Origin of the sequence: Pseudomonas sp. IT-232MI5 (assembly GCF_949767845.1) — a bacterium.
Lineage (GTDB): Bacteria > Pseudomonadota > Gammaproteobacteria > Pseudomonadales > Pseudomonadaceae > Aquipseudomonas.
On the sequence record NZ_CATKQE010000001.1, the window covers coordinates 66051 to 92754 of the forward strand.

Genomic DNA, 26704 nt, shown 5'->3' on the forward strand with positions numbered 1-26704 from the left:
CCACAGGTTTTTGCGCTAACCCAAAGATAGCGCAAGACCTTGTGGGAGCTGGCTTGCCAGCGATTGGGGGCAACCCGGTATCAAGCCTGGTGACTGATCCGCCCATCCACCAAGGTGTAGCGAACCACACCCGGCAAAGTGTGCCCAATGAACGGGCAGTTCTCACCCTTCGACAACCAGCCTTCACCGGCCACCGTCGAAGCCTGCGGATCGAACAGCACGATATCCGCCGCACCACCCACTGCCAGTTTGCCTGCCGGCAGACGCAGCGCTTCAGCCGGGCCAGCGCTCAAACGCGCCAGCAAGGTAGGCAGATCCAGCAACCCATCCTCAACCAGCGTCATCGCCAGCGGCAGCAGCAACTCAACACTGCTGATGCCCGGCTCGGTCGCGCCGAATGGCGCCAGTTTGGCGTCGCGTTCGTGCGGCTGGTGATGGCTGGAAATCGCCGAGACCACGCCGGATTTCACTGCCTCACGCAGACCATCGCGATCCGCACGAGTGCGCAGCGGCGGTTGCACGTGGTACAGGCTGCTGAAGTCGATCAATGCTTCGTCGGTCAGAATCAACTGATACAGCGCGACATCCGCCGTCACCTTCAGGCCGCGGGCCTGAGCCTGCGCGATCAGGGCGACGCCGCGAGCGCTGGTCAACTGGCTGAAGTGCGCACGCACGCCAGTCTGCTCGACCAGTAGCAGGTCGCGAGCCAAAGCCACAGTTTCAGCAGTTTCCGGAATCCCCGGCAGACCGAGGAAGCTGGCCACCGCGCCTTCGTGGGCAAGACCGCCCTCGGCCAGGTCATGATCCTGCGAGTTGAAAATCACCGTCAGATCAAACGTCGCCGCATATTCCAGCGCCCGGCACAGCGTGCGGGTATTGCGGAAACTCTCCAGACCATTGCCGAACGCCACGCAACCAGCGTCGCGCAACGCAACCAGCTCAGCCAGTTGCTCGCCGTCCAGACCTTTGCTCAGCGCGCCGATCGGGAACACCTTGGTGTTGCCGGCTTCGCGTGCGCGGTCGAGGATCAGTTCGGCCACGGCGGAAGTGTCGAGCACCGGTTTGGTTTTCGGCGGACAGCACAGGCTGGTCACACCGCCGGCCGCTGCCGCGCGGGTTTCGCTGATGATCGAGCCTTTGCGGCTGTAACCCGGCTCGCGCAGGGCTACGTTCAGATCAACGAGGCCCGGAGCGGCAACAAGGCCTTGGGCGTCAATGGTTTCCACTGCCGTGAAACCCGCCGGGGCCGCGCCGAGGGCGACGATCTTGCAGGCTTCAACGTGAATGTCGGTGACTTGATCCAGGCCGCTGCTTGGATCGATGACGCGTGCGCCGAGAATGCTGAGCTTCACTGGGCGTTCTCCTGCTCGAATTGACGCTGCGCGGTTTGTCCGCTCATGGCCATGGACAGCACAGCCATACGAATCGCGATGCCGTAGGTGACCTGATTCAGGATCACCGAGTGCGGGCCGTCGGCCACTGCGGACTCGATCTCCACGCCACGGTTGATCGGCCCCGGGTGCATGACGATGCAATCGGGTTTGGCCCCGGCCAGACGCGCGGTGGTCAGGCCGAACAGGCGGTAGAACTCGCCTTCGCTCGGCAGCAGGCCGCCGGTCATGCGTTCACGCTGCAGGCGCAGCATGATCACCACGTCGACATCCTTCAGGCCTTCGGTCATGTCGGTGTAAACCTTCACGCCGTATTGCTCGATGCCGATTGGCAGCAGGGTTTTCGGCGCGATCACGCGGATGTCCGGGCAACCGAGGGTTTTCAGCGCGAGCATGTTCGAGCGCGCGACCCGCGAGTGCAGGATGTCGCCAACGATGGCCACCGAGAGGTTTTCGAAACCGCCCTTGTGCCGACGGATGGTGAGCATGTCGAGCATGCCCTGCGTCGGGTGGGCGTGACGGCCGTCGCCGCCGTTGATGATCGCCACTTGCGGGCAAACATGTTCGGCGATGAAGTGCGCGGCGCCGGAATCACCGTGGCGTACGACGAACATGTCGGCGGCCATGGCTTCAAGGTTGCGCAGGGTGTCGAGCAGGGTTTCACCCTTGCTTGCCGACGAGGTCGACACGTTCAGGGTGATCACGTCCGCCGACAGCCGCTGGGCCGCCAGTTCGAAAGTGGTGCGGGTGCGCGTGGAGTTTTCGAAGAACACGTTGCACACGGTCTTGCCGCGCAGCAACGGGACTTTCTTCACCGCCCGGGCACCGACTTCGAGGAACGAGTCGGCAGTGTCGAGGATTTCCGTCAGCAACTCGCGGCGCAGGCCGTCGAGCGAGAGGAAGTGGCGCAGCTGGCCCTGATCATTGAGCTGCAGCGGGCGCTTGGTATCTAGAGGCGTCATCGCGAAGGGGACTCTCAATAGGGCGGATTAAAGGTTGAAGTCTTGCAGTTCGAGCGTCAGCGGCTCGGGGCCGGACAGCTTCACCCGTTCGTGAGCGGCCAGCGACAGCGTCGCGCCCACGACATTCGGGCGGATCGGCAGCTCACCGGCGTCGAGGTCCAGCAGGCAGACCAGGGTCACGCTGGCCGGGCGGCCGTAGTCGAACAATTCGTTCATGGCGGCGCGGATGGTGCGGCCGCTCATCAATACATCGTCGATCAGCACCAGATGCTGGCCTTCGATCTCGAAGGGCAGGGCGGACGGGCGCACTTGCGGGTGCAGGCCGTTCTGGCTGAAGTCGTCACGGTAGAAGGACACGTCCAGCGTGCCCAGTGGCGCGTCGCTGCCCAATTCCTTGAGCAAGGCCTGCGCGACCCAGATGCCGCCGGTGCGGATGCCGATGTAACGCGGTTCGGTGATTTCACGCTGGGCAAGGTGCGCCTTGAGGCGGGTCGCCATCTGGCTGATCAGATCGGCGGGATTTGGCAGGCTCATGGTTGCTCCTTGTTGGGGGCGAATCGGGTCCTTGGACACGACTCGGTTTTTCACTCAAAAGAAAAGCGCCGAAGCGCTTGTCAGGATTCAAACAATGCAGTGTTTTCATCGAGCCAGCCCTGCAACAGCAGAGCGGCGGCGATGGCGTCCACCGGGTTGTCGCGGTAACTGCCCTTTTGGCCGCCTCGCACCAGTCGCTCGCCTTTGGCCTCGAAGGTGGTCAGACGTTCGTCGTGGGTATAGAAGGGCACATTGAAACGGCCGTTGAGGCGGCGGGCGAATTTCTCCGCGCGCAGGCACATTTCACTCGGCGTGCCATCCATGTTCAGCGGCAGGCCGACGACCACGGCGTCGGGTTTCCATTCCTTGAACAGCGCTTCCACCTGATTCCAGTCGGGAATGCCGTTTTGCGCTTTCAGGGTGCACAGCTCACGGGCCTGGCCGGTAATCACCTGGCCGACCGCGACGCCGATCTGTTTGGTGCCGTAGTCGAAGCCGAGAATCAGGCGCAGGGCCATCAGGCGTGACCTGCCTGGCTGGTCAGCAGGCTGAGGTTGATCCCCAGGTGCTTGGCCGCCGCTTCGAGGCGCAGTTCGCTGCTGGTGTTGAAGAGGATGTCGGCGTCGTACGGGCAGGTCAGCCAGGCGTTGTCGGCCAGTTCGGCTTCCAGTTGCCCGGCTTCCCAACCGGCGTAACCGAGGGCAATCAGGCTTTTCGCCGGGCCGACGCCGTCCGCGATGGCGAACAGCACATCCTGCGAGGTCGACAGGGCCAGATCACCGTCCAGTTGTGCGGTGGCCTGGAAGGTCTTGCCCGCCGGATGCAGAACAAAACCGCGATCGGTCTGTACCGGGCCGCCGATGAAAATCGGTACGTGCTGGCACAGTGCTGGCGGGTCGATGTCCGGGCGCAGTTGCTCAAGAATGTCGGCCAGATTCAGCTCTTGCGGCCGGTTGACCACAATCCCCATAGCGCCATTGGCCGTGTGCTCGACGATGTAGGTCAAGGTGTGGGCAAAGTTCGGGTCGGCCATGTGTGGCATGGCGATCAGGAAGTGATGCTTGAGGTAGCTGGGGCTGACGTTTTTCATGTGCGCTAGTGTGGCGTTCGGGGGGCCAACTGACAAGCTGAAGCCGCCAAAAGATCGCAGCCTTCGGCAGCTCCTACATGTGAATGCAGGCCAATGTAGGAGCTGCCGAAGGCTGCGATCTTTTGATCTTGCCCTTAATTGCTCGAGAGCTTGTCGCCGCGGGCGAATTTCCAGGTGCGAATGATTTCCAGACGATCGATATCCGACAAGTCCCCGGTAAACGGCGCAAACGGTGCCGCCAGTCGAACAATGCGCTGCGCCGCCTGATCCAGCAGCGGCTGGCCGGACGATTCCAGCACCAGCACTTCATACAGCGAGCCGTCGCGATTGATCGAAACCATCAGGCGCAAATTGCCGTAGATCTGCTTGCGCCGTGCTTCCTCGGGGTAATTGAGGTTGCCGATGCGTTCGACCTTCTTGCGCCAGTCGTCTTTGTACCAGGCACCCTTGTCACGCATGGTCGACGCCGCGCTCAAGCGGTGAATGCGCGGTCGTTTGGCGTACAGCTGTTGTTCCTTGGCCAGTTCGGCTTCGAGGCTGGCGATGTCGCTGGACAGCTGCGAGCTGTCGAATTCCGGCGCGTCGACCGTCGGTTTGACTTCGGTTTTGCTTTCTTCTTTCTTGGTCGGTGCTTTTTTCGGCTTCGGCGCAACCGTAGTCACCGCTGCCTTGGGCGCGGCTTCCTGCACTTGCGGCTTGGCGGCCGGTGGCGGGGTGACTTTCTTGACCTGATTGTCCTGGAATGGCGCCACTTCAGTGGTCTTGGGGATCGCCTTCTTGTCCAGCGTGCCGCTGCCTTCCTGATTTTCCTGCGCGAGAAAGTCAGCCTTCTCCGGCTTCTTTTCGCTTTTGAAGGTGGCGAGGGTGATTTCCAGGGTTTTGCTGATTTGCTTGGGCTCGACCATCGTGAAGCCGACGCCGAGCAGCAGCGCCAAATGAATCAGCGCCGCGAGAAACAGGGTAAATCCGAGGCGATCGGCCGGGCGCACGCCACGGTGGGCGAGTTCTGCGGGCAGATCGGACGGGAGGGTCATGACAAGAAAACCAACATCGCGTTTTTCAGAGGCTGCGCATGATAACGCAATGTTGGTTTCACGCCTTGGGCTTCACGCTTCAAGCGACAGACTGCATGTGACGTGCATCAAGCTTGTGGCTTTTTGCCGGCGGCTTGCAGCTTCTTGGCGATCGCGTCCATCAGCATGCCGCCGATGTCAGTGCCAAAGGCATTGTCGATTTCACGGATGCAGGTCGGGCTGGTGACGTTGATTTCGGTGAGGCTTTCACCGATCACATCGAGACCGACAAACAGCAGGCCTTTCTCACGCAGGGTCGGGCCGACCTGAGCAGCGATCCAGCGATCCTTGTCCGTCAGCGGACGCGCTTCACCCCGGCCACCGGCAGCGAGGTTGCCACGGGTTTCGCCCTGCGCCGGAATCCGCGCCAGGCAGTAATCCACCGGCTCGCCGTCGATCATCAGGATGCGTTTGTCGCCGTCCTTGATTGCTGGCAGGTAAGCCTGGCCCATGATCTGCTGGCCACCGAGGGCGGTCAGGGTTTCCAGGATCACCGACAGGTTCGGATCGCCCGCGCGGTGACGGAAAATCGAGGTACCGCCCATGCCGTCTAGCGGCTTGAGGATCACGTCGCCGTGCTTGGCGGCGAATTCACGCAGCACGTCGGCGCGGCGGCTGACGATGGTTGGCGGTGTGCACTGCGGGAACAGCGTGGCGAACAGCTTTTCATTGCAGTCGCGCAGGCTCTGCGGCTTGTTCACCACCAGCACGCCAGCGGTTTCGGCCTGTTCGAGCAGGTAGGTGGAGTAGACGAACTCCATGTCGAACGGCGGATCCTTGCGCATCAGGATCACGTCCAGATCACTCAGCAGGTTGTCCTGCTCGGCGTCCAGTTCGAACCATTTTTCCGGGTTGGCGAAGACTTTCAGCGGCTTCATGCGCGCCCGGGCCTGACCTTCACCCTGATACAGGTCGCGTTGTTCCATATAGAACAGTTCCCAGCCACGCTTCTGCGCGGCCAGCAGCATGGCCAGCGAGCTATCCTTTTTATAGGAGATGCTGGCGATAGGGTCCATGACAATCCCGACGCGAACGCTCATTGGGTTTTCCTCGAAAATTGGCTACCGGATCGGTATTGAAAAAGTGCCGCCAGAGTGGCGCCGGGCGGGTTTTCGGTCAAGGAAAAACCCGTCGATAGATTGCATCTGGAGACTGTGCTAAAAAGGCTGGCGTAGCGTGCTGGCCCTTGAACATCAAGGGTTTCGAGCCATTGATAACCGCAAAACGGACAAATTGATTCGCAAAGGCGACGGTAGAGCCCTCTTATGGAACAGCAGTCCAGCGCCTTGAAGGTCATGGTCATCGACGACTCGAAAACGATTCGTCGTACCGCCGAAACCTTGTTGAAGAATGTCGGCTGCGAAGTGATCACGGCGATCGACGGTTTCGACGCTTTGGCGAAGATCGCCGACAACCATCCCGGGATCATTTTTGTCGACATCATGATGCCGCGTCTGGATGGTTATCAGACCTGCGCATTAATCAAGAACAACAGTGCGTTCAAGGCCACGCCGGTGATCATGCTGTCATCGCGTGACGGGCTGTTCGACAAGGCCAAGGGGCGGATTGTCGGATCTGATCAATTTTTGACCAAGCCTTTCAGCAAGGAAGAACTGCTCAACGCGATCCAGGCCCATGTTCCGGGCTTCGCCGCCGTTTTGCCGCAGTAAGACACGTACAGTGACGCTCGGCCAGCGGGCCGAGCGTCGACAAGAAAAATGGGGAAAACCATGGCACGTATCCTGATCGTCGATGATTCGCCGACTGAAATGTACAAACTGACCGGCATGCTCGAAAAGCACGGCCATGAAGTGCTCAAAGCCGAAAACGGTGCCGACGGCGTGGCCCTGGCCCGTCAGGAAAAACCCGACGCGGTGCTGATGGATATTGTCATGCCCGGTCTCAACGGTTTTCAGGCCACCCGCCAGTTGACCAAGGATGCCGACACCAGCCACATCCCGGTGATCATCATCACCACCAAGGATCAGGAAACCGACAAGGTCTGGGGCACCCGCCAAGGCGCCAAGGACTACCTGACCAAACCGGTCGACGAAGACACCCTGATCAAGACCCTGAACAACGTGCTCAAAGGCTGATCGTGCAACCATGAGCGAATCGCTGACCGCGTTCGAACTGCTCTGGCAAATCGACCAGCGCTGCCGCTTGCTGGCGGCGGACCTGCCGTCGCAACCGGCGCGTCAGGATCGCTGGAGCGGCATCGGCTTTCGCCTCGGCGAGCATTGGTATGTGGCGCCGATGGGTGAAGTCAGCGAAGTGCTGCACGAACCGCGCTTCACTCAATTGCCCGGGGTCAAACCGTGGGTCAAAGGTGTGGCTAACCTGCGCGGGCGGCTGCTGCCGATCATGGATTTGTGCGGATTTTTCGGCCACGAACTGTCGCCGTTGCGTAAACAGCGGCGGGTCTTGGTGGTTGAGCATGGGGACGTGTTTGCCGGGTTGATGGTCGATGAGGTGATTGGTCTGCAGCATTTCGAACAGGACAGCTTCGAACCGATCTCGATCAGCAAGCGCCAGGGATCCAAGGCCGAGTTCGTCAAAGGCTATTTCCGCCGCGAGCAGAACTGGCGGGTGTTCAGTTTGTTTGCATTGGCGAAATCCCCGGTGTTCATGAGCGTCGCGATATAGCTGTTACAACAAAGATCCCTTGTAGGAGTGAGCCTGCTCGCGATTCAGGCACCGCGGTGTATCAAGTACACCGCGTTATCGTTCAATCGCGAGCAGGCTCACTCCTACAGGTTCTACCGGTGAGCTTCAAACAGGCGAGGACCGATGACAAAAGCAAAAACAGGCAAGCCGGCGGAAGGCTCGCGCAGTCGCTCGCAGATCATCGTGCTGTTCATCGCACTGATCGTGTTCATCATGCTGCTGTTCGCCAACTTCGCGTACCTCAACACCCAGGCGAACTACGACAAACAGTACATCGGCCACGCCGGTGAGCTGCGCGTGCTCTCGCAACGCATCGCCAAGAACGCCACCGAAGCCGCCGCCGGCAAGGCGGCTGCGTTCAAGTTGCTCAGCGATGCGCGCAACGATTTCGCCCAGCGCTGGGGTTACCTGAAAAAAGGTGATCCGGCCACCGGCCTGCCGCCGGCACCCGCCACCGTGCGCCCGGAAATGCGCGCTGTGCAGTTGGATTGGGAGCGCCTGCTGAAAAACACCGACGCGATTCTTTCCAGCGAGCAGACCGTGCTGTCGCTGCATCAGGTCGCCGCGACCCTGGCCGAAACCGTGCCGCAGTTGCAGATCGAATACGAAAAAGTCGTCGAAATCCTCCTCCAGCGCGGCGCCCCGGCGGCGCAGGTGGCGATGGCTCAGCGTCAGTCGCTGCTGGCCGAACGTATTCTTGGCGCGGTCAACACCGTGCTCGCCGGCGACGAAAACTCCCAGCAAGCCGCCGACGCCTTTGGCCGCGACGCCACGCGTTTCGGCCAAGTGCTCAACGGCATGCTGCAAGGTAATCCGGCGCTGAAAATCAGCCAGGTCGAAGACCGTGATGCCCGCGCGCGTCTGAGTGAGATTTCCGAACTGTTCCAGTTTGTCTCCGGTTCGGTGGATGAAATCCTCGAAACCTCGCCCGAGCTGTTCAAGGTTCGTGAATCGGCGAGCAACATTTTCAGCCTGTCGCAGACCCTGCTCGACGAAGCCTCGCACCTGGCCACTCGTTTCGAGAACCTTGCCGGCGGGCGCAACACCGACACCATCGGTGGCTACGTCCTCGGTTTGCTGGCGCTGGCCTCAATCATCCTTATCGGTCTGGTGATGGTCCGGGAAACCAATCGCCAGTTGCGCGAAACCGCCGAGAAGAACGAGCGCAACCAGAACGCGATCATGCGCCTGCTCGATGAAATCGAAGACCTCGCCGACGGCGACCTCACCGTGACCGCCTCGGTGACCGAAGACTTCACCGGCACCATCGCCGACTCGATCAACTATTCCGTCGACCAATTGCGCGATCTCGTCGCGACGATCAACCTCACTGCCGGCCAGGTCGCCGCAGCGGTGCAGGAAACCCAGGCCACCGCGATGCACCTGGCACAGGCCTCGGAACATCAGGCGCAGCAGATTTCCGAAGCTTCGACGGCGATCAGCGACATGGCCGAGTCCATCGATCAGGTCTCGGCCAACGCCGCCGAGTCTTCGGCAGTCGCCGAGCGCTCCGTGGAAATCGCCAACAAGGGCAACGAGGTGGTGCACAACACCATCCACGGCATGGACAACATTCGCGAACAGATTCAGGACACCGCCAAACGCATCAAGCGTCTGGGCGAGTCGTCGCAGGAAATCGGCGACATCGTCAGCCTGATCGACGACATTGCTGACCAGACCAACATACTCGCCCTCAACGCGGCGATTCAGGCGTCGATGGCAGGTGATGCCGGACGCGGTTTTGCCGTGGTCGCCGACGAAGTGCAGCGCTTGGCCGAACGCTCATCCGCCGCCACCCGGCAGATCGAAACCCTGGTGCGGGCGATTCAGACCGACACCAACGAAGCCGTGATTTCCATGGAGCAAACCACCACCGAAGTGGTGCGCGGCGCGCGACTGGCGCAGGATGCCGGTGTGGCCCTGGAAGAAATCGAAGGCGTATCGAAGACCCTCGCGGCGCTGATTCAAAGCATCTCCAATGCAGCGCAGCAGCAGACGACTTCCGCCGGGCAGATCTCGCTGACGATGAACGTGATCCAGCAGATCACCTCGCAGACTTCGTCCGGCTCCACGGCCACCGCCGAGAGCATCGGCAACCTGACGAAAATGGCCAGTCAGCTACGGCGTTCGGTGTCCGGATTCACCTTGCCGGCGGCGACAGATAAAGCGTGAGTGGAGTGGTTATGGGTGATCGGCACGACTATGTGGCCCTCGAATGGGTCAAAGGCGAAATTGCCGAAACGCTGAGGCTGGCGCATCAGGCGATTGAAGCCGTGCTCGATGATCCGCAAGCCTTTCCCGGGCTGGACGAGTGCCTGGATTACATCCATCAGGTCCACGGCAGTTTGCAGATGGTCGAGTTCTACGGCGCAGCCTTGCTCGCCGAAGAAATGGAACATCTGGTCGAAGCCTTGCAGCATGAGCGCGTCAGCCACCGCGACGAAGCCCTGCATCTGTTGCTGCAAGCCCTTGGGCAATTGCCGATCTACCTCGACCGCGTGCAGAGCGCCCGCCGCGATTTGCCGCTGGTGGTGTTGCCGCTGATCAACGATCTGCGTAGTGCTCGTGGCGAAAGCCTGCTCTCGGAAACCAGTTTGTTCAGCCCGCAACTGCCTGAGTTACCGCCCTTGAGCGCCGAAGCACTGGCGCGGCTTGAGCCGGCAGAGCTGCCGAACGTGCTGCGCAAATTACGCCAGATGCTGCAAATGGCTTTGGTCGGTTTGCTGCGCGAGCAGAATGACCAAACGCATCTCGACTATCTGGCGAAAGTCTTCACCCGCCTCGAAGCGCTGAGCGGTGATTCGCCCCTGAGCCCGCTGTGGCAAGTCGCCTCGGCGCTGGTCGAAGGCATGCGCGAGGGCGTGATCGCCAACAGCCCGGCGCTGCGCAGCCTGTTCAAGGACGCCGACAAAGAGCTCAAACGCCTGCTCGAACAAGGCATGATCGGGCTCAACCAAGTGCCCCCGGCAGAGTTGCTGAAAAGCCTGTTGTTCTATATTGCCAAAGCCGAACATCCCACCGGGCAGATGCTGACCATGAAAGATCGCTACTCCCTGGACGACGCGTTGCCCGACAGCGCGATGGTCGACGAAGAACGTGCGCGCCTGGCCGGCCCCGACCGCGATGCGATGCGCTCGGTGCTGGCAGCGCTGTGTGAGGAACTGGTGCGGGTCAAGGAACGCCTCGACCTGTTCGTGCGCAGCGACCGCCAGCACACTTCCGATCTGGAAAGCCTGCTGGCACCGCTGCGGCAGATCGCCGACACGCTCGCCGTGCTCGGTTTTGGCCAACCGCGCAAAGTGATCATCGATCAACTGGCGGTGGTGCTCAGCCTCGCCCAAGGCCAGCGCGAACCGAATGACGCGATCCTGATGGACGTTGCCGGTGCGCTGCTTTACGTCGAAGCGACGTTGGCCGGAATGGTCGGCACCGTCGAGCCGGAAAGCCCGGAAGATTCGCGCCTGCCGACCACCGACCTGACGCAGATTCACCAGATCGTCATCAAGGAAGCACGCATCTGCCTGCAACAGGCCAAGGACATGATCGTCGACTACATCGACGCCGACTGGGATCGCCAGCAACTGCAACCGTTGCCGGCGTTGCTGACGCAGGTGCGCGGTGCGCTGGCGATGATTCCACTCAGCCGCGCGGCGAGTCTGGTCGAAGCCTGCAACGGTTTTATCCGCGAGCATCTGCTGCTTGATCCGCACGAGCCGGGTTGGGAACAACTCGATCATCTGGCCGATGTCATCAGCAGCCTTGAGTACTACCTCGAACGCTTGAGTGACGACCCGCAGGCACCGGGCGAGCAATTGCTCGATGTCGCGCAGAAGTCCCTCGCCAGTCTGGGTTTCTTTCCAAATGAACCGCATGTGCCCGTGCTCGACGACGTGCTCAGCCCCAGCGAAGCGCTGGTGATGCAGGACATGCAGGCGCTCGACGATCCGGAAACCGTACAGTCGCTGGCCGACGTTCTGGCCAGCCCGGTTTCGGCGCTCAACCCGCCGGCGCTGATCACTCCCGGCAGCCTGATGCCGCCACCGGCCGATGAAGAGCCGGTCGACGATGAACTGCGCGAAGTTTTCCTCGAAGAGACCGATGAAGTCCTCGAAGTTCTCCACGAATACCTGCCGCGCTGGTCGGCCAATCCGCAGGATCGCGACGCGCTGACTGAGCTGCGCCGCGCCTTCCACACCCTCAAGGGCAGCGGGCGCATGGTTCGCGCGCTGATCCTCGGCGAGCTGGCGTGGTCGGTGGAAAACCTGCTCAACCGCGTGCTCGAACAGAGCGTCGAGCCCGGTTCGGTGGTGCAGCAACTGCTCACCGACACGGTGTTGTTGCTGCCCGAGTTGATCAACGAATTCGCCACCAACAGTCAGCGTCAGCGCAGCGATGTCGATCAACTCGCCGCACGCGCACATGCCTTGGCCAAGGGTGACGAACCACTGGCGGCCGAAGACGTCGACGATGTGGCGGCACTCGATCCGTTGTTGCTGGAGATCTTCCGCAACGAAGCCGAAACCCACCTCGCCAGCCTCAATCGTTTTCTCGATCAGGCCGCCGAGCATGTGCCGTTGCAGGCCAGTGACGAGTTGCAGCGCGCCTTGCACACGCTCAAGGGCAGCGCCTCGATGGCCGGCGTATTGCCGATTGCCGAACTCGCTGCACCGCTCGATCAACTGGCCCGCGAGTTCAAGGCGCACCAGTTGCCGCTGGACCTCGACGAAGTGGAATTGCTCCTCGAAGCCGAGGGCCTGTTCCGCGTCGGTCTGCGTCAGCTCAAGCATGATCCGCTGGCGCCGATTGTCGGTGCGCAGTCGCTGATCAAACGCTCGGAAACCCTGCTTGCCGAGCGTCTGGCGTCGATCCTCGATGCGCCCAATACCGGCCTGCGGGTCAAGCGCGATCCGCAACTGATCAATAACTTCCTCGCTCAAGGCATGGACATCCTGCTGGATGCTGAGAGCCTGCTACAGCGCTGGCAGCAACACCCCGGCGAGCGTCAGGAACTCAGCGCCTTGCTGGATGAACTGACCACCCTTGGCGAAGGCGCGCATTTGGCGGATTTGCTGCCGGTGGATGTGTTGTGCGAAGCCTTGCTCGATCTCTACGGCGCCGTGGAAGAAAGCAGCCTGGCGGTCAGCGAGCAGTTTTTCCAGGAAGCGCAGAACGCCCATGAAGCGCTGATCAACATGCTCGATGAACTGGCTGCCGGTCAGGAAGTCACGCCGCAGCCAGAGCGGATTCGGGCGTTGCATGATCTGCTCGATCAGAGCCTCGATCCTTCTTCCATGGGCCTGATTCGCAGCGATGGCAGCCGCACCCTGAGCATCCGTGAACTGGGCAGCGCCACCGCAGAGTTGCAGCAAAAGGCAACGGCGCTTGAACCCGATGACGAGATTGTCGAGATCTTCCTCGAAGAGGCGGTGGACATTCTCGACAGCTCAGGCCAGGCCTTGCAGCGCTGGTTGAGCGACCCGGACAACACCGCGCCACTGTCCTCGTTGCAGCGCGATTTGCATACGCTCAAGGGCGGCGCGCGGATGGCCGAAGTCGAGGCCATCGGCGATCTGGCCCAGGAGCTGGAAAGCCTTTACGAAGGTCTGGTCGATCGTCGCTTCAATTACAGCGAAACCTTGAGGCGTCTGCTGCTCAAGAGTCATGAGCGTTTGGCGCTGCTGCTTGAACAACTGCAACAACATCAGCCACTGACCCCGGCGCAGGATTTGATCGAAACCCTGCGTCAGGTGCGTCAAGGCCAGACCGTCAGCGAAACGCCCCAGCCAGCGGCCGATCACGACAGTGCCGGTCACGACCCGGAGTTGCTGGAAATCTTCCTCGAAGAAGGTTTCGACATCATCGAAAACTCCGGCGCCGCACTGCTGCGCTGGCAGGCCGAGCCGGGCAATCGCCAGGAAGTGGAAACCCTGCTGCGCGATCTGCACACCCTCAAGGGCGGCGCGCGGATGGTCGAGATCGGCCCGATCGGCGACCTTGCCCATGAGTTGGAATACCTTTACGAAAGTCTCTCGACCGGGGCGTTGCAGCCATCGGCGGAGCTGTTTGCGCTGGTGCAGCGCGGTCATGATCGCTTGGCACAAATGCTCGATGGCGTGCGCGCCGGGCAACCGTGTCCGCCGGCGGATCGGTTGATCAATGCGATCCAGAATTTCAGCCACCCGGTGACGCCCGACACGCCGCCAGTGTTGCCGGTGCCGGTCAAAACTGACGTGGCGCCGCCAGCCGCCGACGCTGGCGCGGACATGGTCAAGGTCTCGGCCGAACTGCTTGATGAGCTGGTCAATCTGGCCGGCGAAACCTCGATCTTCCGTGGCCGTATCGAGCAGCAAGTCAACGACGCACAGATTGCCCTGAATGAGATGGAAACCACCATCGAGCGCATGCGCGATCAGTTGCGCCGTCTCGACACTGAAACTCAGGGGCGGATTCTCAGCCGCCAGCAAGTCGATGCCGAACGCCTCGGTTACGAAGAATTCGATCCGTTGGAGATGGACCGCCATTCGCAGTTGCAGCAACTGTCGCGGGCGCTGTTCGAATCCGCCTCTGACTTGCTCGATCTCAAGGAAACCCTCGATCGGCGCAATCACGACGCCGAGAACCTGTTGCAGCAACAGGGCCGCATCAACACCGAATTGCAGGAAGGCCTGATGCGCACGCGCATGGTGCCGTTCGAGCGCATGTTGCCGCGCCTCAAACGCATCGTCCGTCAGGTCGCTGAAGAGCTGAACAAAGACGTCGCCTTCGTCGTCGGCAACGCTGAAGGCGAGATGGATCGCAACGTCCTCGAACGCATGGCCGCGCCGCTGGAACACATGCTGCGCAACGCCGTCGACCACGGTCTGGAGTCCGCCGAGGTGCGGCTGGCGGCGGGTAAACCGGCGCAAGGGCAGATCAGCCTCGACCTGTCCCGCGAGGGTGGCGACATCGTTTTCGACATTCGCGACGACGGCGCCGGGGTGCCGCTGGAGGCGGTGCGGCGCAAGGCGATCAAACGCGGCATGCTCGCGCCGGAAGCCGAGATCAGCGACCGCGACGTGTTGCAGTTCATCCTCCAGCCGGGATTCTCGACCGCCGAAAAAATCACGCAGATTTCCGGGCGTGGCGTCGGTATGGACGTAGTGCACGAAGAGGTGCGGCAGCTCGGCGGCAGCATGAGCATCGATTCCGTGCCGGGGCAGGGCGTGCATTTCCGTATTCGCTTGCCGTTCACCGTGTCGGTCAACCGCGCGTTGATGGTGCAGTGCGGTGAGGATCAATACGCGATTCCGCTGAACACCATCGAAGGCATCGTCCGCGTGTTGCCGAATGATCTGGAAGCTCACTTTCGTGCTGATCCGCCGCGTTACCAGTACGGCGGCCAGACCTATGAACTGTGCTACCTCGGCGAACTGCTGAAAACCGCGCCACGACCGAAACTGCTGGGGCAGAACCTGCCGTTGCCGGTGCTGCTGGTGCACTACAACGACCGGCGCATCGCCGTGCAGGTCGACAACATGGCCGGCACCCGAGAGATCGTGGTCAAGAGCCTCGGCGCGCAGTTTGCGGCGGTGCAGGGCGTGTCCGGCGCGACGATTCTCGGCGATGGTCGGGTGGTGCTGATTCTCGACTTGCTCGCACCAATCCGCGCCATGCAGGCACGCATTGCGCCGACGTCAACGCTGCCGGAGATCGACAACGAACCGCAGAAACCGCTGCTGGTGATGGTGGTCGACGACTCGGTCACCGTGCGCAAGGTCACCAGCCGTTTGCTCGAACGTCACGGCATGAACGTGCTGACCGCCAAGGACGGTGTCGACGCCATGTTGTTGCTCGAAGAACACATGCCCGACCTGATGCTGCTCGACATCGAAATGCCGCGCATGGACGGCTTCGAAGTCGCCACCCAGGTGCGCAACGACGAACGCCTGCAACACCTGCCGATCATCATGATCACCTCACGCACCGGGCAGAAACACCGCGACCGCGCCATGGCCATCGGCGTCAACGACTACCTCGGCAAGCCGTATCAAGAGTCGGTGCTGCTTGAAAGCATTGCCCAGTGGAGCAAGAAACATGCATGAGCGCCGGCATAATCAGCGCAGCAGCCAACTGACCGGGTTGTTGCTGCCGTTGGCGGATCGCAATCTGATCCTGCCTAACGTCGCTGTCGCTGAGTTGATCGATTACCAGGCCAGTGCCTTCGATCTGGACACGCCGCCGTGGTATCTGGGCAAAGTTACGTGGCGTGAGCGGCAGATTCCGTTGCTGAGTTTTGAATCGGCCTGCGGGCAGAAAATCGTCATTGGCGAGCGCGCGCGGATTGTCATCCTCAATGCCCTCGGTGGGTTGCCGGAGCTGAAGTTCATTGCGCTGCTGGTGCAGGGGATTCCGCGGTCGTACAAGCTCGACAGTCAGTTGAGTTATGTCGATGTGCCGTTGTGTGGGTTGGAGCAGGCGGCGGTGCAGGTCGGGGAGCAGGTGGCGAAGGTGCCGGATTTGTTGGGGTTGGAGCAGTTGTTGGTGGAGGCTGGGCTGGTTCACTGATCCAGAATTTTCATTGGCCTGACTGGCCTCATCGCGAGCAGGCTCACTCCTACATTTGGAATGCATTCCCCTGTAGGAGTGAGCCTGCTCGCGATAGCGCCTGCGGCATCCACCAAAATCCGACAGACAAATCCTCAATCCCCGCAGCGCAATAAACGCATCCAGGCACATCTGTTTAAAGACACCCGGTGTTACGGCTCCCTAACCTACAAATCCTTGCGCCGCTGCCTACGCATGCACCAGAATCCGCCGGCTTGTGCGCCTTTGGCATGCTGCGTAACTTGATTCCGTCACTGATTTCCAGTGATCGGGTTTAGCAGCCCGTGGTTAATCTAAGGGTGCACATACATCATCGTCAGGCTCAGCGCCTGCATTCGATGGCGGCTGTGCGCAGGGCGCTTCGGCGCGCCGGCTTCCTTAGGTTCCCCGGTCTGCTAACCTGCGTTCAGCTGCCACCCCTTCTTTTAGCAGAGAAGCGGTTCCAGCTTTATTTCGGAACCTGAAGATGATTAAACCAACGCCTAACCCCCCGCTCGCAGACCCGGCATCCCCCTACGAATCACCCGATTCGAAGAAATTCCACGAAGCCGCCGAACGCGCCCTCGACCATTACCTCGGCCCGACCAACGCCGACCTGATGGCCACGCCCTACACCCCCAACACGCTGTACATGGCCAACCCCAACGCCGACACCGAATCCCTGCTGGCTGACGCTAGCGAAACCCTCGGCTCGGCCACGGTCATGCTCAACAATCACGCGGCGATGGTTGAAGGTACACACCGCAAGACTGTGCAAGGAATTGCGCAGGTGGTGATGGTGGCGGAGATGGCCGTCAACCGTTTGTTGGATAGGTTGGTGCCGACGGAGTAGCGAAAAAGCCCGACCCTCACCCCAGCCCTCTCCCGGAGGGAGAGGGGGCCTACCGTGGGATGCTCACAAGTTACGCCGACCTGAAAATACTGCTGTGAATCCATAATCGACTCGGTGGGGCAGGTCGATGTATGGCGCCAGACACCTCGGTCAGTCCCCTCTCCCTACGGGCGGTCCGACGTTTCGGGAGGGCTAGGGTGAGGGCGGCTCTTGATCGTTACCCTGAGCGTAATGATTCACCACCGCGCTTGATTGATGCCCCCACCCCACACGCCTACCTTAGCTCCACGACAGCGAACCCCGTGGAGTGAGCATGACAACAACAATTTCCCCCGACTCGCGCTGGACGCGGCGGCGCGATGAGAAGCAGCGCCGCCTCGACAAGGTGCGCGGGCTGGCCGACGGTGTGGTGTTGCCCACCGACAAGATCGTCGCCGCGCTCGAAGCGCTGATCCATCCCGGTGACCGTGTAGTGCTGGAGGGTAACAACCAGAAGCAGGCGGATTTCCTCTCGCGCTCGCTGGCCAAAGCCGACCCGGAAAAGCTCCACGACCTGCACATGATCATGCCCAGCGTCGGCCGCTCCGAGCACCTCGACCTGTTCGAGCGCGGCATCGCCCGCAAGCTGGATTTCTCCTTCGCCGGCACGCAAAGCCTGCGCATCAGCCAGTTGCTGGAAGACGGCTTGCTGGAAATCGGCGCGATCCACACCTACATCGAACTCTACGCCCGACTGGTGGTGGACCTGATCCCCAACGTCGTGCTCTCGGCCGGGTTCATGGCTGACCGCGCCGGCAACATCTACACCGGCCCGAGCACCGAAGACACCCCGGCACTGATCGAACCGGCCGCGTTCAGCGACGGCATCGTCATTGTCCAGGTCAACCAGTTGGTCGACGACGTCAGCGAACTGCCGCGCGTCGACATCCCGGCTTCATGGGTCGATTTCGTCGTGGTCGCCGACAAGCCGTTCTACATCGAACCGCTGTTCACCCGTGACCCGCGCCACATCAAGCCTGTGCACGTGCTGATGGCGATGATGGCGATCCGTGGCATCTACGAAAAACACAACGTGCAGTCGCTCAACCACGGCATCGGTTTCAACACCGCCGCCATCGAATTGATCCTGCCGACTTACGGCGAATCCCTCGGCCTCAAGGGCAAGATCTGCCGGAACTGGACGCTGAATCCGCATCCGACGCTGATCCCGGCGATCGAGAGCGGCTGGGTCGAAAGCGTGCATTGCTTCGGCACCGAGCTGGGCATGGAAAACTACATCGCCGCGCGCCCGGACGTGTTCTTCACCGGTCGCGACGGCTCGCTGCGTTCCAACCGGATGTTCTGCCAACTCGCCGGGCAATACGCGGTGGATCTGTTTATCGGCGCGACGTTGCAGGTCGATGGCGATGGCCATTCCTCGACCGTGACCCGTGGCCGCCTCGCCGGTTTCGGTGGCGCGCCGAACATGGGCCACGACCCGCGCGGTCGCCGTCACGGCACCCCGGCGTGGCTCGATATGCGTCATGACGATGCGCAGCAACCGATGCTCGAACGTGGCAAGAAACTCGTGGTGCAAATGGTCGAGACCTTCCAGGAGGGCGGCAAACCGACCTTCGTCGAAACCCTCGACGCGGTCGAGGTGGCGAAGAAAAGCGGCATGCCGCTGGCGCCGATCATGATTTACGGCGACGACGTCACCCACTTGCTCACCGAAGAAGGCATCGCCTACCTGTACAAGGCGCGCTCGCTGGAAGAGCGCCAGGCAATGATCGCCGCCGTTGCGGGCGTCACCGCCATCGGCCTGCGCCACAACCCGAAAGACACCGAGCGTATGCGCCGCGAAGGCCTGATCGCCTTGCCCGAAGATCTCGGCATCCGCCGTACCGACGCCACCCGCGAACTGCTCGCGGCGAAGAGCGTGGCCGATCTGGTCGAGTGGTCCGGCGGTTTGTACAACCCGCCCGCGAAATTCAGGAGCTGGTAATGCACGCATTTAATCTGCAAGCGAAACCGCTTTCTCTGGCGGACCGATTGGCCGATCTGGCGGTGGACGCGCTGATCGACGAAGCCGATCTGTCGCCGAAACCGGCGCTGGTCGACCGTCGCGGCAATGGCGCGCACATCGATTTGCACCTGGGCCTGATGCACGCTTCGGCGCTGTCGTTGTGGCCGGCGTTCAAAGAGATGGCCGAAGCGGCGGTTGCAATCGGCGAAGTCGATTCAACGTTACGCGAAGCGATTGGCCGGATTGGTCGTGAAGGTGAGCAATCGATGCTCGCGACCACCAACGGTGTGAACACCCATCGCGGGGCGATCTGGGCCTTGGGTCTGTTGGTGACGGCCGCTGCACTGGAACCGCAATCTTCCAGCGCCAATGCGGTATCCCTGCGTGCCGCGCGCCTAGCCTTACTAGATGACCGCTACGCACCAAAACCACTGAGCCACGGCGCCCAAGTCGCCCTGCGTTACGGCGCCCGTGGCGCTCGTGAAGAAGCGCAACTCGGCTTCCCTTCGGTGCTGCAACGCGGTCTGCCACAACTCAAACGCAGCCGCGCCAACGGCCACGGCGAACAGAACGCCCGGCTCGACGCCTTGCTCGCGATCATGACTGACCTGGCCGACACCTGCGTGCTCTACCGCGCTGGCGAAGAGGGTCTGCAAACCATGCAAAACGGCGCGCAAGCGGTGCTCGACGCCGGTGGCAGCGCAAGCCTCAGCGGTCGCCGCCGCCTGCACGAACTCGATCAACAACTCATCGCATTGAATGCCTCGCCCGGTGGCGCCGCCGACTTGCTCGCCGCGACGCTGCTGCTCGACCGTATCGAGCGCGACGGCATCCTTCAGGGAGCGTTTTGATGGAAACCCTATCGTTTGAATTCCCCGCCGGGCAGCCGCCACGCGGTCGCGCGCTGGTCGGTTGTGTCGGCTCGGGTGATCTGGAAGTGCTGATCGAACCGGGTCTGGCCGGCAAGCTGACGATCAATGTGCAGACCTCGGTCAACGGCGCGCAGCTGCGCTGGCAGCACCTGTTTGCGCGGATGTTCGACGGCACCACGCCGCCGGCGATGGCCATCGATATCCACGATTTCGGCGCGACGCCGGGGGTGGTGCGCTTGCGACTGGAACAAGGTTTCGAGGAGATCGGCCATGACTGACAGCGCAGCGTTGCTCAACAAACACAGCTTCGTCGAACTCGGCGCGCGGCAACGGGCGCAAGCCCTGCTCGATGCCGGCAGTTTTCGCGAACTGCTCGACCCGTTTCAACGCGTCATGTCGCCGTGGCTCGAACTTCAGGGCGTGGTGCCGCAGGCCGATGACGGTGTGGTGATTGCCAAGGGCAGCCTCGACGGTTTGCCGGTGGTGATCGCCGCGATTGAAGGCGCGTTTCAGGGCGGCAGCCTCGGCGAAGTCGGCGGGGCGAAGATTGCCGGCGCGCTGGAACTGGCGGCTGAAGACAACCGCAAAGGCATTCCGACGCGCACGGTGTTGCTGCTGGAAACCGGTGGCGTGCGCTTGCAGGAAGCCAATCTCGGGTTGGCGGCCATTGCCGATATTCATGCGGCGATTGTCGATTTGCAGCAGTACCAACCGGTGGTCGGTGTGGTTGCGGGCAGCGTCGGTTGCTTCGGTGGTATGTCGATTGCGGCGGCGTTGTGCAGTTATTTGCTGGTGACTCAGGAAGCACGCCTCGGCTTGAATGGCCCGCAGGTGATCGAGCAGGAAGCCGGGATTGAGGAATACGACTCCCGCGACCGGCCTTTCATTTGGAGCCTGACCGGCGGCGAGCAGCGTTTCGCCAGTGGTCTGGTGGATCGTTATGTCGCCGATGACGTGGCGAAGATTCGTCAGCAGGTCGGTGAATTACTGCAGCAGGGTTTGCCAGCGAAACCACGCAGCCAGCGCGCCGAATGGTTCCTGCAACGCCTCAGCAGTCTGAACACTGGCCCGCAAATCGAACCGTCGGTGGTTCGCGATCTGTATCAAGGAGAGCGCTCATGAGCAGTTATTCGTTGCGCGGCTTGAACTGGTTCAACGCCTTGAGCGCCGGGGCGAAAGCGGTAGAGGGTTTGCCGCCATCGTTGAAGGTTGCCGATGGTGAGCTAGGGCGTTTTATCGCTGTGGTGGCTGATCCGGACAATCGTTTTCCGCGTGCTCGCAATGGCGAAGTTGGCTTGCTTGAAGGCTGGGGTCTGGCCAAGGCTGTGGATGATGCGATCACTGCTGATCGTGATAAATCCCAGAAGCGCCCGATCATCGCCATCGTCGATGTGCCGAGCCAGGCTTATGGTCGGCGCGAAGAAGCACTTGGCATTCATCAGGCGTTGGCCGGTGCGGCAGACAGTTATGCCCGCGCACGTTTGGCCGGGCATCCGGTGATTGCGTTGCTGGTCGGTAAGGCGATGTCCGGGGCGTTTCTCGCTCATGGTTATCAGGCCAACCGTTTGATTGCGCTGCGCGATCCCGGCGTGATGGTGCATGCGATGGGCAAGGCTTCGGCGGCGCGAGTGACGTTGCGCAGTGTTGAAGAGCTGGAAGCGCTGGCCGCCAGTGTGCCGCCGATGGCTTATGACATCGACAGTTATGCGAGCCTCGGATTGCTCTGGGAAACCCTGTCGGTGCAGCAGATTGAGCAGCCAACCGCAGAGGATCTGGCGCGGGTGAACGAGTGCCTGAAACAAGCCATCGGCGATATTTCCAGTACTGATCTGAGCAATCGTCTCGGCGCGAAAAATCGTGCGGCTTCCAGCAAAGTGCGCGAACTGTTGAGGGCGCAGTGGTGAACACGCCTCTGGCCCACGATCTGCTCTGGGGCATGACCCCGGCGCAGTTGCCGGCGGATGCGCCGTTGTGGGCAGTCGAGTCGCTGGCTGCCGGGCAACCGGTGGTGGTGCGTCGGGCGTTGAGCGAAGAAGGTTTCGTCGCGGTGGGTGTGCGCGGTGTGTTGCGCGAGCAGCGGTTGGCGGCGTTTATGGCGGTCGATTCGATTGCCTGTCGGGTCAGTCCCGAAGCGCTTTGTCATGTTGAGTGCGAGCGCGATCTGCCGGTCATACACGCGCTCAAACAACTGCGGCCGATGCTCGATGACTGCGGTTGGGTCTGGGGTGTCAGCGGCAGTGTCGGGTTTGAATTGGCCAGTGGTTTTATCGCGATGCACGCGGCCAGCGATCTCGATCTGATTCTGCGTACACCACAACTGATCACGCGTAATCAGGCTCGTAAATTCGTAGAGATTTTTGATCAAGCGGAGTGCCGGATCGACATGCAGTTGCAGACGCCGTTCGGTGCTGTGGCATTGCGTGAATGGGCCAGCGGATCTGCGCGCGTGCTGCTGAAAAATGCCCATCAGGCTTGCCTGGTGATCGATCCATGGAACCCGCAGGAGCAGGCAGCGTGAGCAGTCTGCTGGTGTTCCCCGGCCAAGGTGCGCAGCAAGCGGGCATGCTTCAGCGTTTGCCTCGGGAATCGTTGGTCGAGGCCAGTGATGTGCTTGGTGAAGATGTTTTGTTGCTGGATTCCAGCGATGCGTTGCGCACGACAAGGGCGGTTCAGCTGTGCCTGCTGATCGCCGGCGTCGCTGCTTCGCGGCAGTTGTTGCAGGACGGACTGACGGCGGACTACGTCGCCGGCCTGTCCATCGGCGCTTACCCGGCAGCAGTGGTTGCGGGGGCGTTGAGCTTCAGCGATGCGTTGCATCTGGTCAGCCTGCGCGGCGAACTGATGCAACAGGCTTATCCACAGGGCTACGGCATGACCGCGATCATCGGCCTGCAATTATCCACAGTCGAAACGTTGCTGGCGCAGGTGCATAGCGAAGATTCGCCGGTGTATCTGGCCAACATCAACGCCGACAATCAGGTGGTGATTGCCGGCAGTGACAAGGCCATGCAAGCGGTGGCCGAACTGGCGCGCAGTCGTGGCGCCGGTCTGGCAAAACGTCTGGCGGTAAGCGTGCCGTCGCACTGCCCGCTGCTGGGAAAACCGGCGCAAACCCTCGCCGAAGCTTTCGCCAAGGTTGAACTGAAAACGCCGAAAATCGCTTACCTGAGCGGCAGTCGCGCGCGCCCTGTGACCAAAGTAGAAGCGCTGCGCGACGACCTCGCCTTCAACATGTGCCGCGTGGTGGATTGGCGCGGCACCGTGCAAAGCGCCTACGAGCGCGGTGTGCGTCTACAAATCGAACTGCCGCCCGGTGCGGTACTGACAGGGCTGGCGCGCCGGGTGTTCGAGCAAGGCACGGTCACTGCCTTCGACAGTGCGCGTCTCGACACCCTGCAAGCGCTGTTGCGTGAGGAGGGTAGCCGCCAACTCTAAACCGCCGCGACTCAAGCTTCGAACAACAAAAACAACATTCGACGATGCACTATGAGGACTACAACAATGATTATTTACGGTGTGGCGCTGCTCGCGATCTGTACGCTGGCAGGGGTGATCATGGGTGACATGCTCGGCGTGTTGTTGGGCGTCAAGTCCAATGTTGGCGGGGTCGGCATCGCCATGATCCTGTTGATTTGCGCGCGGTTGTGGATGCAGAAGCGCGGCGGCATGACCAAGGAATGCGAGATGGGCGTCGGCTTCTGGGGTGCGATGTACATTCCGGTGGTGGTCGCGATGGCGGCGCAACAGAACGTCGTCACCGCGCTGCACGGTGGCCCGGTGGCGGTGCTGGCGGCGATCGGCTCGGTGGTGGTCTGTGGTTGCACGATTGCCTTGATCAGCCGCACGCATAAAGGCGAGCCATTGCCTGACGAGCCGGCGGAAATCTCCCCGGTCGGCACGCCAGTAGGAGGTCGCTGATATGTGGGATCTCATCGAGAAAGGTCTGGAACATAACGGGCTGGTCACTGCATTTGCTTTTGTCGGCGTGATCATGTGGGTGTCGGTGGTTCTGTCCAAACGCCTGACGTTCGGACGCATTCACGGCTCGGCGATTGCCATCGTTATAGGTCTGGTTTTGGCGTGGGTCGGCGGCACCATGACCGGTGGGCAGAAGGGTCTAGCGGATCTGACGTTGTTCTCTGGTATAGGCCTGATGGGCGGGGCGATGCTGCGTGACTTTGCGATTGTGGCCACGGCGTTTGAAGTGCAGGCGACTGAGGCGAAAAAAGCTGGGTTGATTGGTGTGATTGCGCTGCTGCTGGGCACGATTTTGCCGTTCATTGTCGGCGCGTGCATGGCCTGGGCGTTCGGTTATCGCGATGCGGTGAGCATGACCACCATCGGCGCCGGGGCGGTGACTTACATCGTAGGGCCGGTGACTGGCGCGGCGATTGGCGCGACCTCGGATGTGATGGCGCTGTCGATTGCCACCGGGTTGATCAAGGCGATTCTGGTGATGGTCGGCACGCCGGTCGCGGCGCGCTGGATGGGCCTGGATAACCCGCGTTCGGCGATGGTGTTTGGTGGGTTGGCCGGGACTGTCAGCGGCGTTACAGCTGGGTTGGCGGCGACGGATCGGCGGTTGGTGCCTTATGGGGCGTTGACGGCGACGTTCCACACCGGGCTTGGGTGCTTGCTGGGGCCATCGCTGTTGTTCTTCATTGTTCGCGGGATTGTGGGCTGAAGATCAAAAGCCCCTCACCCTAGCCCTCTCCCGGAGGGAGAGGGGACTGACCGCGTTGTTTTGGCGTTATACATCGACCTGAAATTTCTGAGTGGAACTCAGGTTCTGAAAAGCCCCCGATCTGCTCCCTTTCCCCCTCGCCCCTTGGGGGAGAGGGCTGGGGTGAGGGGGTAAGCTCTTGATCTGCTGTTAATCCGCCAACTGCCGATTCGCATACATCCGACACTCCGCCAACAACGCCAGCAAATTCGGATCCCTCTCCTTGGCCTTCAAAAACACCACACCAATGTGCTGCTGCAACCGGTACTTCTCCTGCAACGGAATCAGCTTCACCCGGTTTTCATACACCGCCGCAATCCGCCCCGGCAGCAACGCATAACCCACCCCCGAGCTGACCATGCTCAACAGCGTGAAAATGTCATTCACCTGCATCGCCACCTTCGGTTCGAACCCCGCCTGCTTGAACACCCGCACACCATCCTGATGGGTCGCAAAACCCTGAGTCAGGGTGATGAAGGTTTCATCGCGCACTTCAGCCAGATCCACTTCACTGCGCTGGGCGAACTTTGAATCTGCCGGCGTGGCGAGAAAAATATCATCGGAGAACAACGCAATCTGCTCGCAATCCGGGTCGTTGATGCTGTCGTCCAGCGACACCAGAATCGCGTCAACTTCCATGTTTTTCAGCTTGTAGAGCAGGTCGATGTTCGAACCGAGGATCAGGTCGATGTTGAGTTCGCTACGACGAATCTTCAGGCCCATGATCAATTGCGGTACGGTTTTCACTGTCAGTGAATACAGCGAACCGAGTTTGAAGCGTTCGGCGGAGAACCCGGCCGCTTCGCGGGTCAGGCGCACGCTTTCGACGACGTCGTTGATCAGCTTCTGTGCGCGTTCTTCGAGGACGTAAGCACTTTCCAGCGGTGTCAGGTTGCGACCTTCGTGTTTGAACAGCGGACAGCGCAGGGCGCTTTCCAGCGAATGAATAGCGCGGTGCACGCTGACGTTGCTGGTCTGCAACTCGGCGGCAGCGCGGGCGAGGTTGCCGGTGCGCATGAAGGCGAGGAACACCTCGAGTTTTTTCAGGGTCAATTCTTCGTCGATCAGCATGGCGCGGACTCTTTTTGGAATGCGTCGATTGTGCCTTGAAGATCAAAAGATCGCAGCCTTCGGCAGCTCCTGCATTGGAATGCGTTCGAAGGTAGGAGCTGCCGAAGGCTGCGATCTTTTGATTGCGCTTTTACGCTCAAGGCCCGAGCCTTGCGCGCTGCGGTAACGAATGTGAGGTGAGCAATACATGTATCACGGAGAACGATTGAACGCCTGGACCCATCTGGTCGGGGCGGTGGCGGCTTTTGTCGGCGGCGTCTGGATGTTGGTGATCGCCTGCCTGGATGGCAGCCCGTGGAAGATTGTCAGTGTGGCGATTTACGCGTTTACCTTGCTGGTGCTTTACAGCGCTTCGACCGTGTACCACAGCGTGCGCGGGCGCAAGAAAGCGATCATGAAGAAGGTCGATCACTTTTCGATCTATCTGTTGATTGCCGGTAGCTACACGCCTTTCTGCCTGGTGACCCTGCGCGGGCCGTGGGGCTGGACGCTGTTCGGGATTGTCTGGGGGCTGGCGCTGATCGGCATTCTGCAAGAGATCAAACCGCGTTCGGAGGCGCGGATTCTATCGATCGTGATTTACGCGGTGATGGGCTGGATTGTGTTGGTGGCGGTCAAGCCGCTGATTGCGGCGCTGGGTACGACAGGTTTTGCCTGGCTGGCGTCGGGCGGGGTTTTGTACACGGTGGGGATTATCTTTTTTGCCTTGGATCACCGGCTGCGGCATGCGCATGGGATCTGGCATTTGTTTGTGATCGCGGGGAGCTTGCTGCACTTTGTGGCGATCTTGTTTTACGTCCTATAGACCGAGGTGCGGCTAATCGCTGGCAAGCCAGCTCCCACAGGGTTTAGCGTTGTTCACGGATGTTGTGGCCAACAAAGATCCTGTGGGAGCTGGCTT

25 protein-coding genes are annotated in these 26704 nt (G+C 61.2%); 17 read left to right on the top strand and 8 right to left on the bottom strand.

Annotation, left to right across the window (positions count from 1 at the left end; genetic code table 11):
• Positions 1-80: 80 nt before the first annotated feature.
• The 7 genes from ACM6JQ_RS00340 to gshB form a co-directional block, all read right to left on the bottom strand.
• Positions 81-1352, bottom strand: coding sequence for a dihydroorotase (locus ACM6JQ_RS00340; protein WP_007913658.1), 1272 nt, complete (start codon positions 1350-1352; stop codon positions 81-83).
• A complete protein-coding gene (locus ACM6JQ_RS00345; RefSeq protein WP_007913665.1) occupies positions 1349-2353 on the bottom strand; it encodes an aspartate carbamoyltransferase catalytic subunit in 1005 nt (334 codons plus the stop codon). The genes ACM6JQ_RS00340 and ACM6JQ_RS00345 overlap by 4 nt, the downstream gene beginning before the upstream one ends.
• 27 nt (positions 2354-2380) lie before the next feature.
• Positions 2381-2887 carry a bifunctional pyr operon transcriptional regulator/uracil phosphoribosyltransferase PyrR gene (pyrR, locus tag ACM6JQ_RS00350; RefSeq protein ID WP_034153653.1) on the bottom strand — a complete coding sequence of 169 codons (507 nt, stop codon included), beginning with the start codon at positions 2885-2887 and terminating at the stop codon, positions 2381-2383.
• A gap of 80 nt (positions 2888-2967) precedes the next feature.
• Positions 2968-3405, bottom strand: coding sequence for a Holliday junction resolvase RuvX (gene ruvX, locus ACM6JQ_RS00355; RefSeq protein WP_007913667.1), 438 nt, complete (start codon positions 3403-3405; stop codon positions 2968-2970).
• Positions 3405-3977: a YqgE/AlgH family protein gene (locus ACM6JQ_RS00360; RefSeq protein ID WP_007913668.1), complete on the bottom strand. Its 573-nt coding sequence runs from the start codon at positions 3975-3977 to the stop codon at positions 3405-3407. The genes ruvX and ACM6JQ_RS00360 overlap by 1 nt, the downstream gene beginning before the upstream one ends.
• A 134-nt stretch (positions 3978-4111) precedes the next feature.
• The gene (locus ACM6JQ_RS00365; protein WP_007913669.1) at positions 4112-5011 is read right to left on the bottom strand and encodes an energy transducer TonB; all 900 of its coding nucleotides are present in this window, start codon (positions 5009-5011) and stop codon (positions 4112-4114) included.
• A 107-nt stretch (positions 5012-5118) separates the two neighbouring features.
• The gene (gene gshB, locus ACM6JQ_RS00370; RefSeq protein WP_007913671.1) at positions 5119-6090 is read right to left on the bottom strand and encodes a glutathione synthase; all 972 of its coding nucleotides are present in this window, start codon (positions 6088-6090) and stop codon (positions 5119-5121) included.
• A 225-nt stretch (positions 6091-6315) separates the two neighbouring features.
• Between gshB and pilG the strand changes: the two genes are divergently transcribed.
• The 16 genes from pilG to madM all read left to right on the top strand — a co-directional run bounded on the left by pilG (position 6316) and on the right by madM (position 24693).
• Positions 6316-6720: a twitching motility response regulator PilG gene (pilG, locus tag ACM6JQ_RS00375; RefSeq protein ID WP_007913673.1), complete on the top strand. Its 405-nt coding sequence runs from the start codon at positions 6316-6318 to the stop codon at positions 6718-6720.
• A 60-nt stretch (positions 6721-6780) separates the two neighbouring features.
• The gene (gene pilH / locus ACM6JQ_RS00380; protein WP_007913674.1) at positions 6781-7146 is read left to right on the top strand and encodes a twitching motility response regulator PilH; all 366 of its coding nucleotides are present in this window, start codon (positions 6781-6783) and stop codon (positions 7144-7146) included.
• A gap of 10 nt (positions 7147-7156) precedes the next feature.
• Positions 7157-7696 carry a chemotaxis protein CheW gene (locus ACM6JQ_RS00385; protein WP_007913675.1) on the top strand — a complete coding sequence of 180 codons (540 nt, stop codon included), beginning with the start codon at positions 7157-7159 and terminating at the stop codon, positions 7694-7696.
• 144 nt (positions 7697-7840) lie between these two features.
• Positions 7841-9889, top strand: a complete 2049-nt coding sequence (locus ACM6JQ_RS00390) for a methyl-accepting chemotaxis protein (RefSeq protein ID WP_007913676.1) — start codon at positions 7841-7843, stop codon at positions 9887-9889.
• Between the two features lie 11 nt (positions 9890-9900).
• Positions 9901-15798 carry an Hpt domain-containing protein gene (locus ACM6JQ_RS00395; RefSeq protein ID WP_414893062.1) on the top strand — a complete coding sequence of 1966 codons (5898 nt, stop codon included), beginning with the start codon at positions 9901-9903 and terminating at the stop codon, positions 15796-15798.
• Complete coding sequence (locus ACM6JQ_RS00400) at positions 15791-16261, top strand: chemotaxis protein CheW (protein ID WP_414893063.1); 471 nt, start codon at positions 15791-15793, stop codon at positions 16259-16261. The genes ACM6JQ_RS00395 and ACM6JQ_RS00400 overlap by 8 nt, the downstream gene beginning before the upstream one ends.
• Positions 16262-16766: 505 nt before the next feature.
• Complete coding sequence (locus ACM6JQ_RS00405) at positions 16767-17132, top strand: DUF6124 family protein (RefSeq protein ID WP_077574893.1); 366 nt, start codon at positions 16767-16769, stop codon at positions 17130-17132.
• Positions 17133-17445: 313 nt separating this feature from the next.
• Positions 17446-19116: a malonate decarboxylase subunit alpha gene (mdcA, locus tag ACM6JQ_RS00410; RefSeq protein ID WP_098966058.1), complete on the top strand. Its 1671-nt coding sequence runs from the start codon at positions 17446-17448 to the stop codon at positions 19114-19116.
• Positions 19116-19988: a triphosphoribosyl-dephospho-CoA synthase gene (locus ACM6JQ_RS00415; RefSeq protein ID WP_095112789.1), complete on the top strand. Its 873-nt coding sequence runs from the start codon at positions 19116-19118 to the stop codon at positions 19986-19988. Before mdcA ends, ACM6JQ_RS00415 begins: the two co-directional genes overlap by 1 nt.
• Positions 19988-20287: a malonate decarboxylase subunit delta gene (locus ACM6JQ_RS00420; protein WP_007913697.1), complete on the top strand. Its 300-nt coding sequence runs from the start codon at positions 19988-19990 to the stop codon at positions 20285-20287. Before ACM6JQ_RS00415 ends, ACM6JQ_RS00420 begins: the two co-directional genes overlap by 1 nt.
• Positions 20280-21131, top strand: a complete 852-nt coding sequence (locus ACM6JQ_RS00425) for a biotin-independent malonate decarboxylase subunit beta (RefSeq protein WP_414893064.1) — start codon at positions 20280-20282, stop codon at positions 21129-21131. Before ACM6JQ_RS00420 ends, ACM6JQ_RS00425 begins: the two co-directional genes overlap by 8 nt.
• Positions 21128-21913: a biotin-independent malonate decarboxylase subunit gamma gene (gene mdcE / locus ACM6JQ_RS00430; RefSeq protein WP_414893065.1), complete on the top strand. Its 786-nt coding sequence runs from the start codon at positions 21128-21130 to the stop codon at positions 21911-21913. Before ACM6JQ_RS00425 ends, mdcE begins: the two co-directional genes overlap by 4 nt.
• Positions 21907-22527, top strand: coding sequence for a malonate decarboxylase holo-ACP synthase (locus tag ACM6JQ_RS00435; protein ID WP_414893066.1), 621 nt, complete (start codon positions 21907-21909; stop codon positions 22525-22527). The genes mdcE and ACM6JQ_RS00435 overlap by 7 nt, the downstream gene beginning before the upstream one ends.
• On the top strand, positions 22524-23444 hold the full coding sequence (gene mdcH, locus ACM6JQ_RS00440) for a malonate decarboxylase subunit epsilon (RefSeq protein ID WP_414893067.1): 921 nt from the start codon (positions 22524-22526) through the stop codon (positions 23442-23444). The genes ACM6JQ_RS00435 and mdcH overlap by 4 nt, the downstream gene beginning before the upstream one ends.
• A 66-nt stretch (positions 23445-23510) precedes the next feature.
• Positions 23511-23927 (top strand): malonate transporter subunit MadL, encoded by a 417-nt coding sequence (gene madL, locus ACM6JQ_RS00445; protein WP_038358777.1) that lies wholly within the window; start codon positions 23511-23513, stop codon positions 23925-23927.
• A gap of 1 nt (position 23928) precedes the next feature.
• Positions 23929-24693, top strand: a complete 765-nt coding sequence (madM, locus tag ACM6JQ_RS00450; protein WP_007913704.1) for a malonate transporter subunit MadM — start codon at positions 23929-23931, stop codon at positions 24691-24693.
• A 189-nt stretch (positions 24694-24882) separates the two neighbouring features.
• On the opposite strand, the gene ACM6JQ_RS00455 is transcribed toward madM, so the two are convergent.
• Positions 24883-25803: a LysR substrate-binding domain-containing protein gene (locus tag ACM6JQ_RS00455; protein ID WP_150706390.1), complete on the bottom strand. Its 921-nt coding sequence runs from the start codon at positions 25801-25803 to the stop codon at positions 24883-24885.
• A gap of 187 nt (positions 25804-25990) precedes the next feature.
• Here ACM6JQ_RS00455 and trhA point away from each other — a divergent pair, with 187 nt between their 5' ends.
• On the top strand, positions 25991-26608 hold the full coding sequence (gene trhA, locus ACM6JQ_RS00460; protein WP_007913708.1) for a PAQR family membrane homeostasis protein TrhA: 618 nt from the start codon (positions 25991-25993) through the stop codon (positions 26606-26608).
• Positions 26609-26704 lie beyond the last annotated feature (96 nt).

Excerpts from the sequence above, each read along its gene's own strand:
- ACM6JQ_RS00360 (WP_007913668.1), bottom strand. The coding sequence starts at position 3,977 with ATGAAAAACGTCAGCCCCAGCTACCTCAAGCATCACTTCCTGATCGCC.
- mdcE (WP_414893065.1), top strand. The coding sequence starts at position 21,128 with ATGAGCAGTTATTCGTTGCGCGGCTTGAACTGGTTCAACGCCTTGAGC.
- ACM6JQ_RS00405 (WP_077574893.1), top strand. The coding sequence starts at position 16,767 with ATGATTAAACCAACGCCTAACCCCCCGCTCGCAGACCCGGCATCCCCC.
- trhA (WP_007913708.1), top strand. The coding sequence starts at position 25,991 with ATGTATCACGGAGAACGATTGAACGCCTGGACCCATCTGGTCGGGGCG.
- ACM6JQ_RS00385 (WP_007913675.1), top strand. The coding sequence starts at position 7,157 with ATGAGCGAATCGCTGACCGCGTTCGAACTGCTCTGGCAAATCGACCAG.
- madL (WP_038358777.1), top strand. The coding sequence starts at position 23,511 with ATGATTATTTACGGTGTGGCGCTGCTCGCGATCTGTACGCTGGCAGGG.
- ruvX (WP_007913667.1), bottom strand. The coding sequence starts at position 3,405 with ATGGCCCTGCGCCTGATTCTCGGCTTCGACTACGGCACCAAACAGATC.
- mdcA (WP_098966058.1), top strand. The coding sequence starts at position 17,446 with ATGACAACAACAATTTCCCCCGACTCGCGCTGGACGCGGCGGCGCGAT.
- ACM6JQ_RS00415 (WP_095112789.1), top strand. The coding sequence starts at position 19,116 with ATGCACGCATTTAATCTGCAAGCGAAACCGCTTTCTCTGGCGGACCGA.
- ACM6JQ_RS00365 (WP_007913669.1), bottom strand. The coding sequence starts at position 5,011 with ATGACCCTCCCGTCCGATCTGCCCGCAGAACTCGCCCACCGTGGCGTG.
- madM (WP_007913704.1), top strand. The coding sequence starts at position 23,929 with ATGTGGGATCTCATCGAGAAAGGTCTGGAACATAACGGGCTGGTCACT.
- gshB (WP_007913671.1), bottom strand. The coding sequence starts at position 6,090 with ATGAGCGTTCGCGTCGGGATTGTCATGGACCCTATCGCCAGCATCTCC.
- ACM6JQ_RS00400 (WP_414893063.1), top strand. The coding sequence starts at position 15,791 with ATGCATGAGCGCCGGCATAATCAGCGCAGCAGCCAACTGACCGGGTTG.
- pilG (WP_007913673.1), top strand. The coding sequence starts at position 6,316 with ATGGAACAGCAGTCCAGCGCCTTGAAGGTCATGGTCATCGACGACTCG.
- ACM6JQ_RS00390 (WP_007913676.1), top strand. The coding sequence starts at position 7,841 with ATGACAAAAGCAAAAACAGGCAAGCCGGCGGAAGGCTCGCGCAGTCGC.
- ACM6JQ_RS00455 (WP_150706390.1), bottom strand. The coding sequence starts at position 25,803 with ATGCTGATCGACGAAGAATTGACCCTGAAAAAACTCGAGGTGTTCCTC.
- pyrR (WP_034153653.1), bottom strand. The coding sequence starts at position 2,887 with ATGAGCCTGCCAAATCCCGCCGATCTGATCAGCCAGATGGCGACCCGC.
- ACM6JQ_RS00425 (WP_414893064.1), top strand. The coding sequence starts at position 20,280 with ATGACTGACAGCGCAGCGTTGCTCAACAAACACAGCTTCGTCGAACTC.
- pilH (WP_007913674.1), top strand. The coding sequence starts at position 6,781 with ATGGCACGTATCCTGATCGTCGATGATTCGCCGACTGAAATGTACAAA.
- ACM6JQ_RS00345 (WP_007913665.1), bottom strand. The coding sequence starts at position 2,353 with ATGACGCCTCTAGATACCAAGCGCCCGCTGCAGCTCAATGATCAGGGC.
- ACM6JQ_RS00420 (WP_007913697.1), top strand. The coding sequence starts at position 19,988 with ATGGAAACCCTATCGTTTGAATTCCCCGCCGGGCAGCCGCCACGCGGT.
- ACM6JQ_RS00395 (WP_414893062.1), top strand. The coding sequence starts at position 9,901 with ATGGGTGATCGGCACGACTATGTGGCCCTCGAATGGGTCAAAGGCGAA.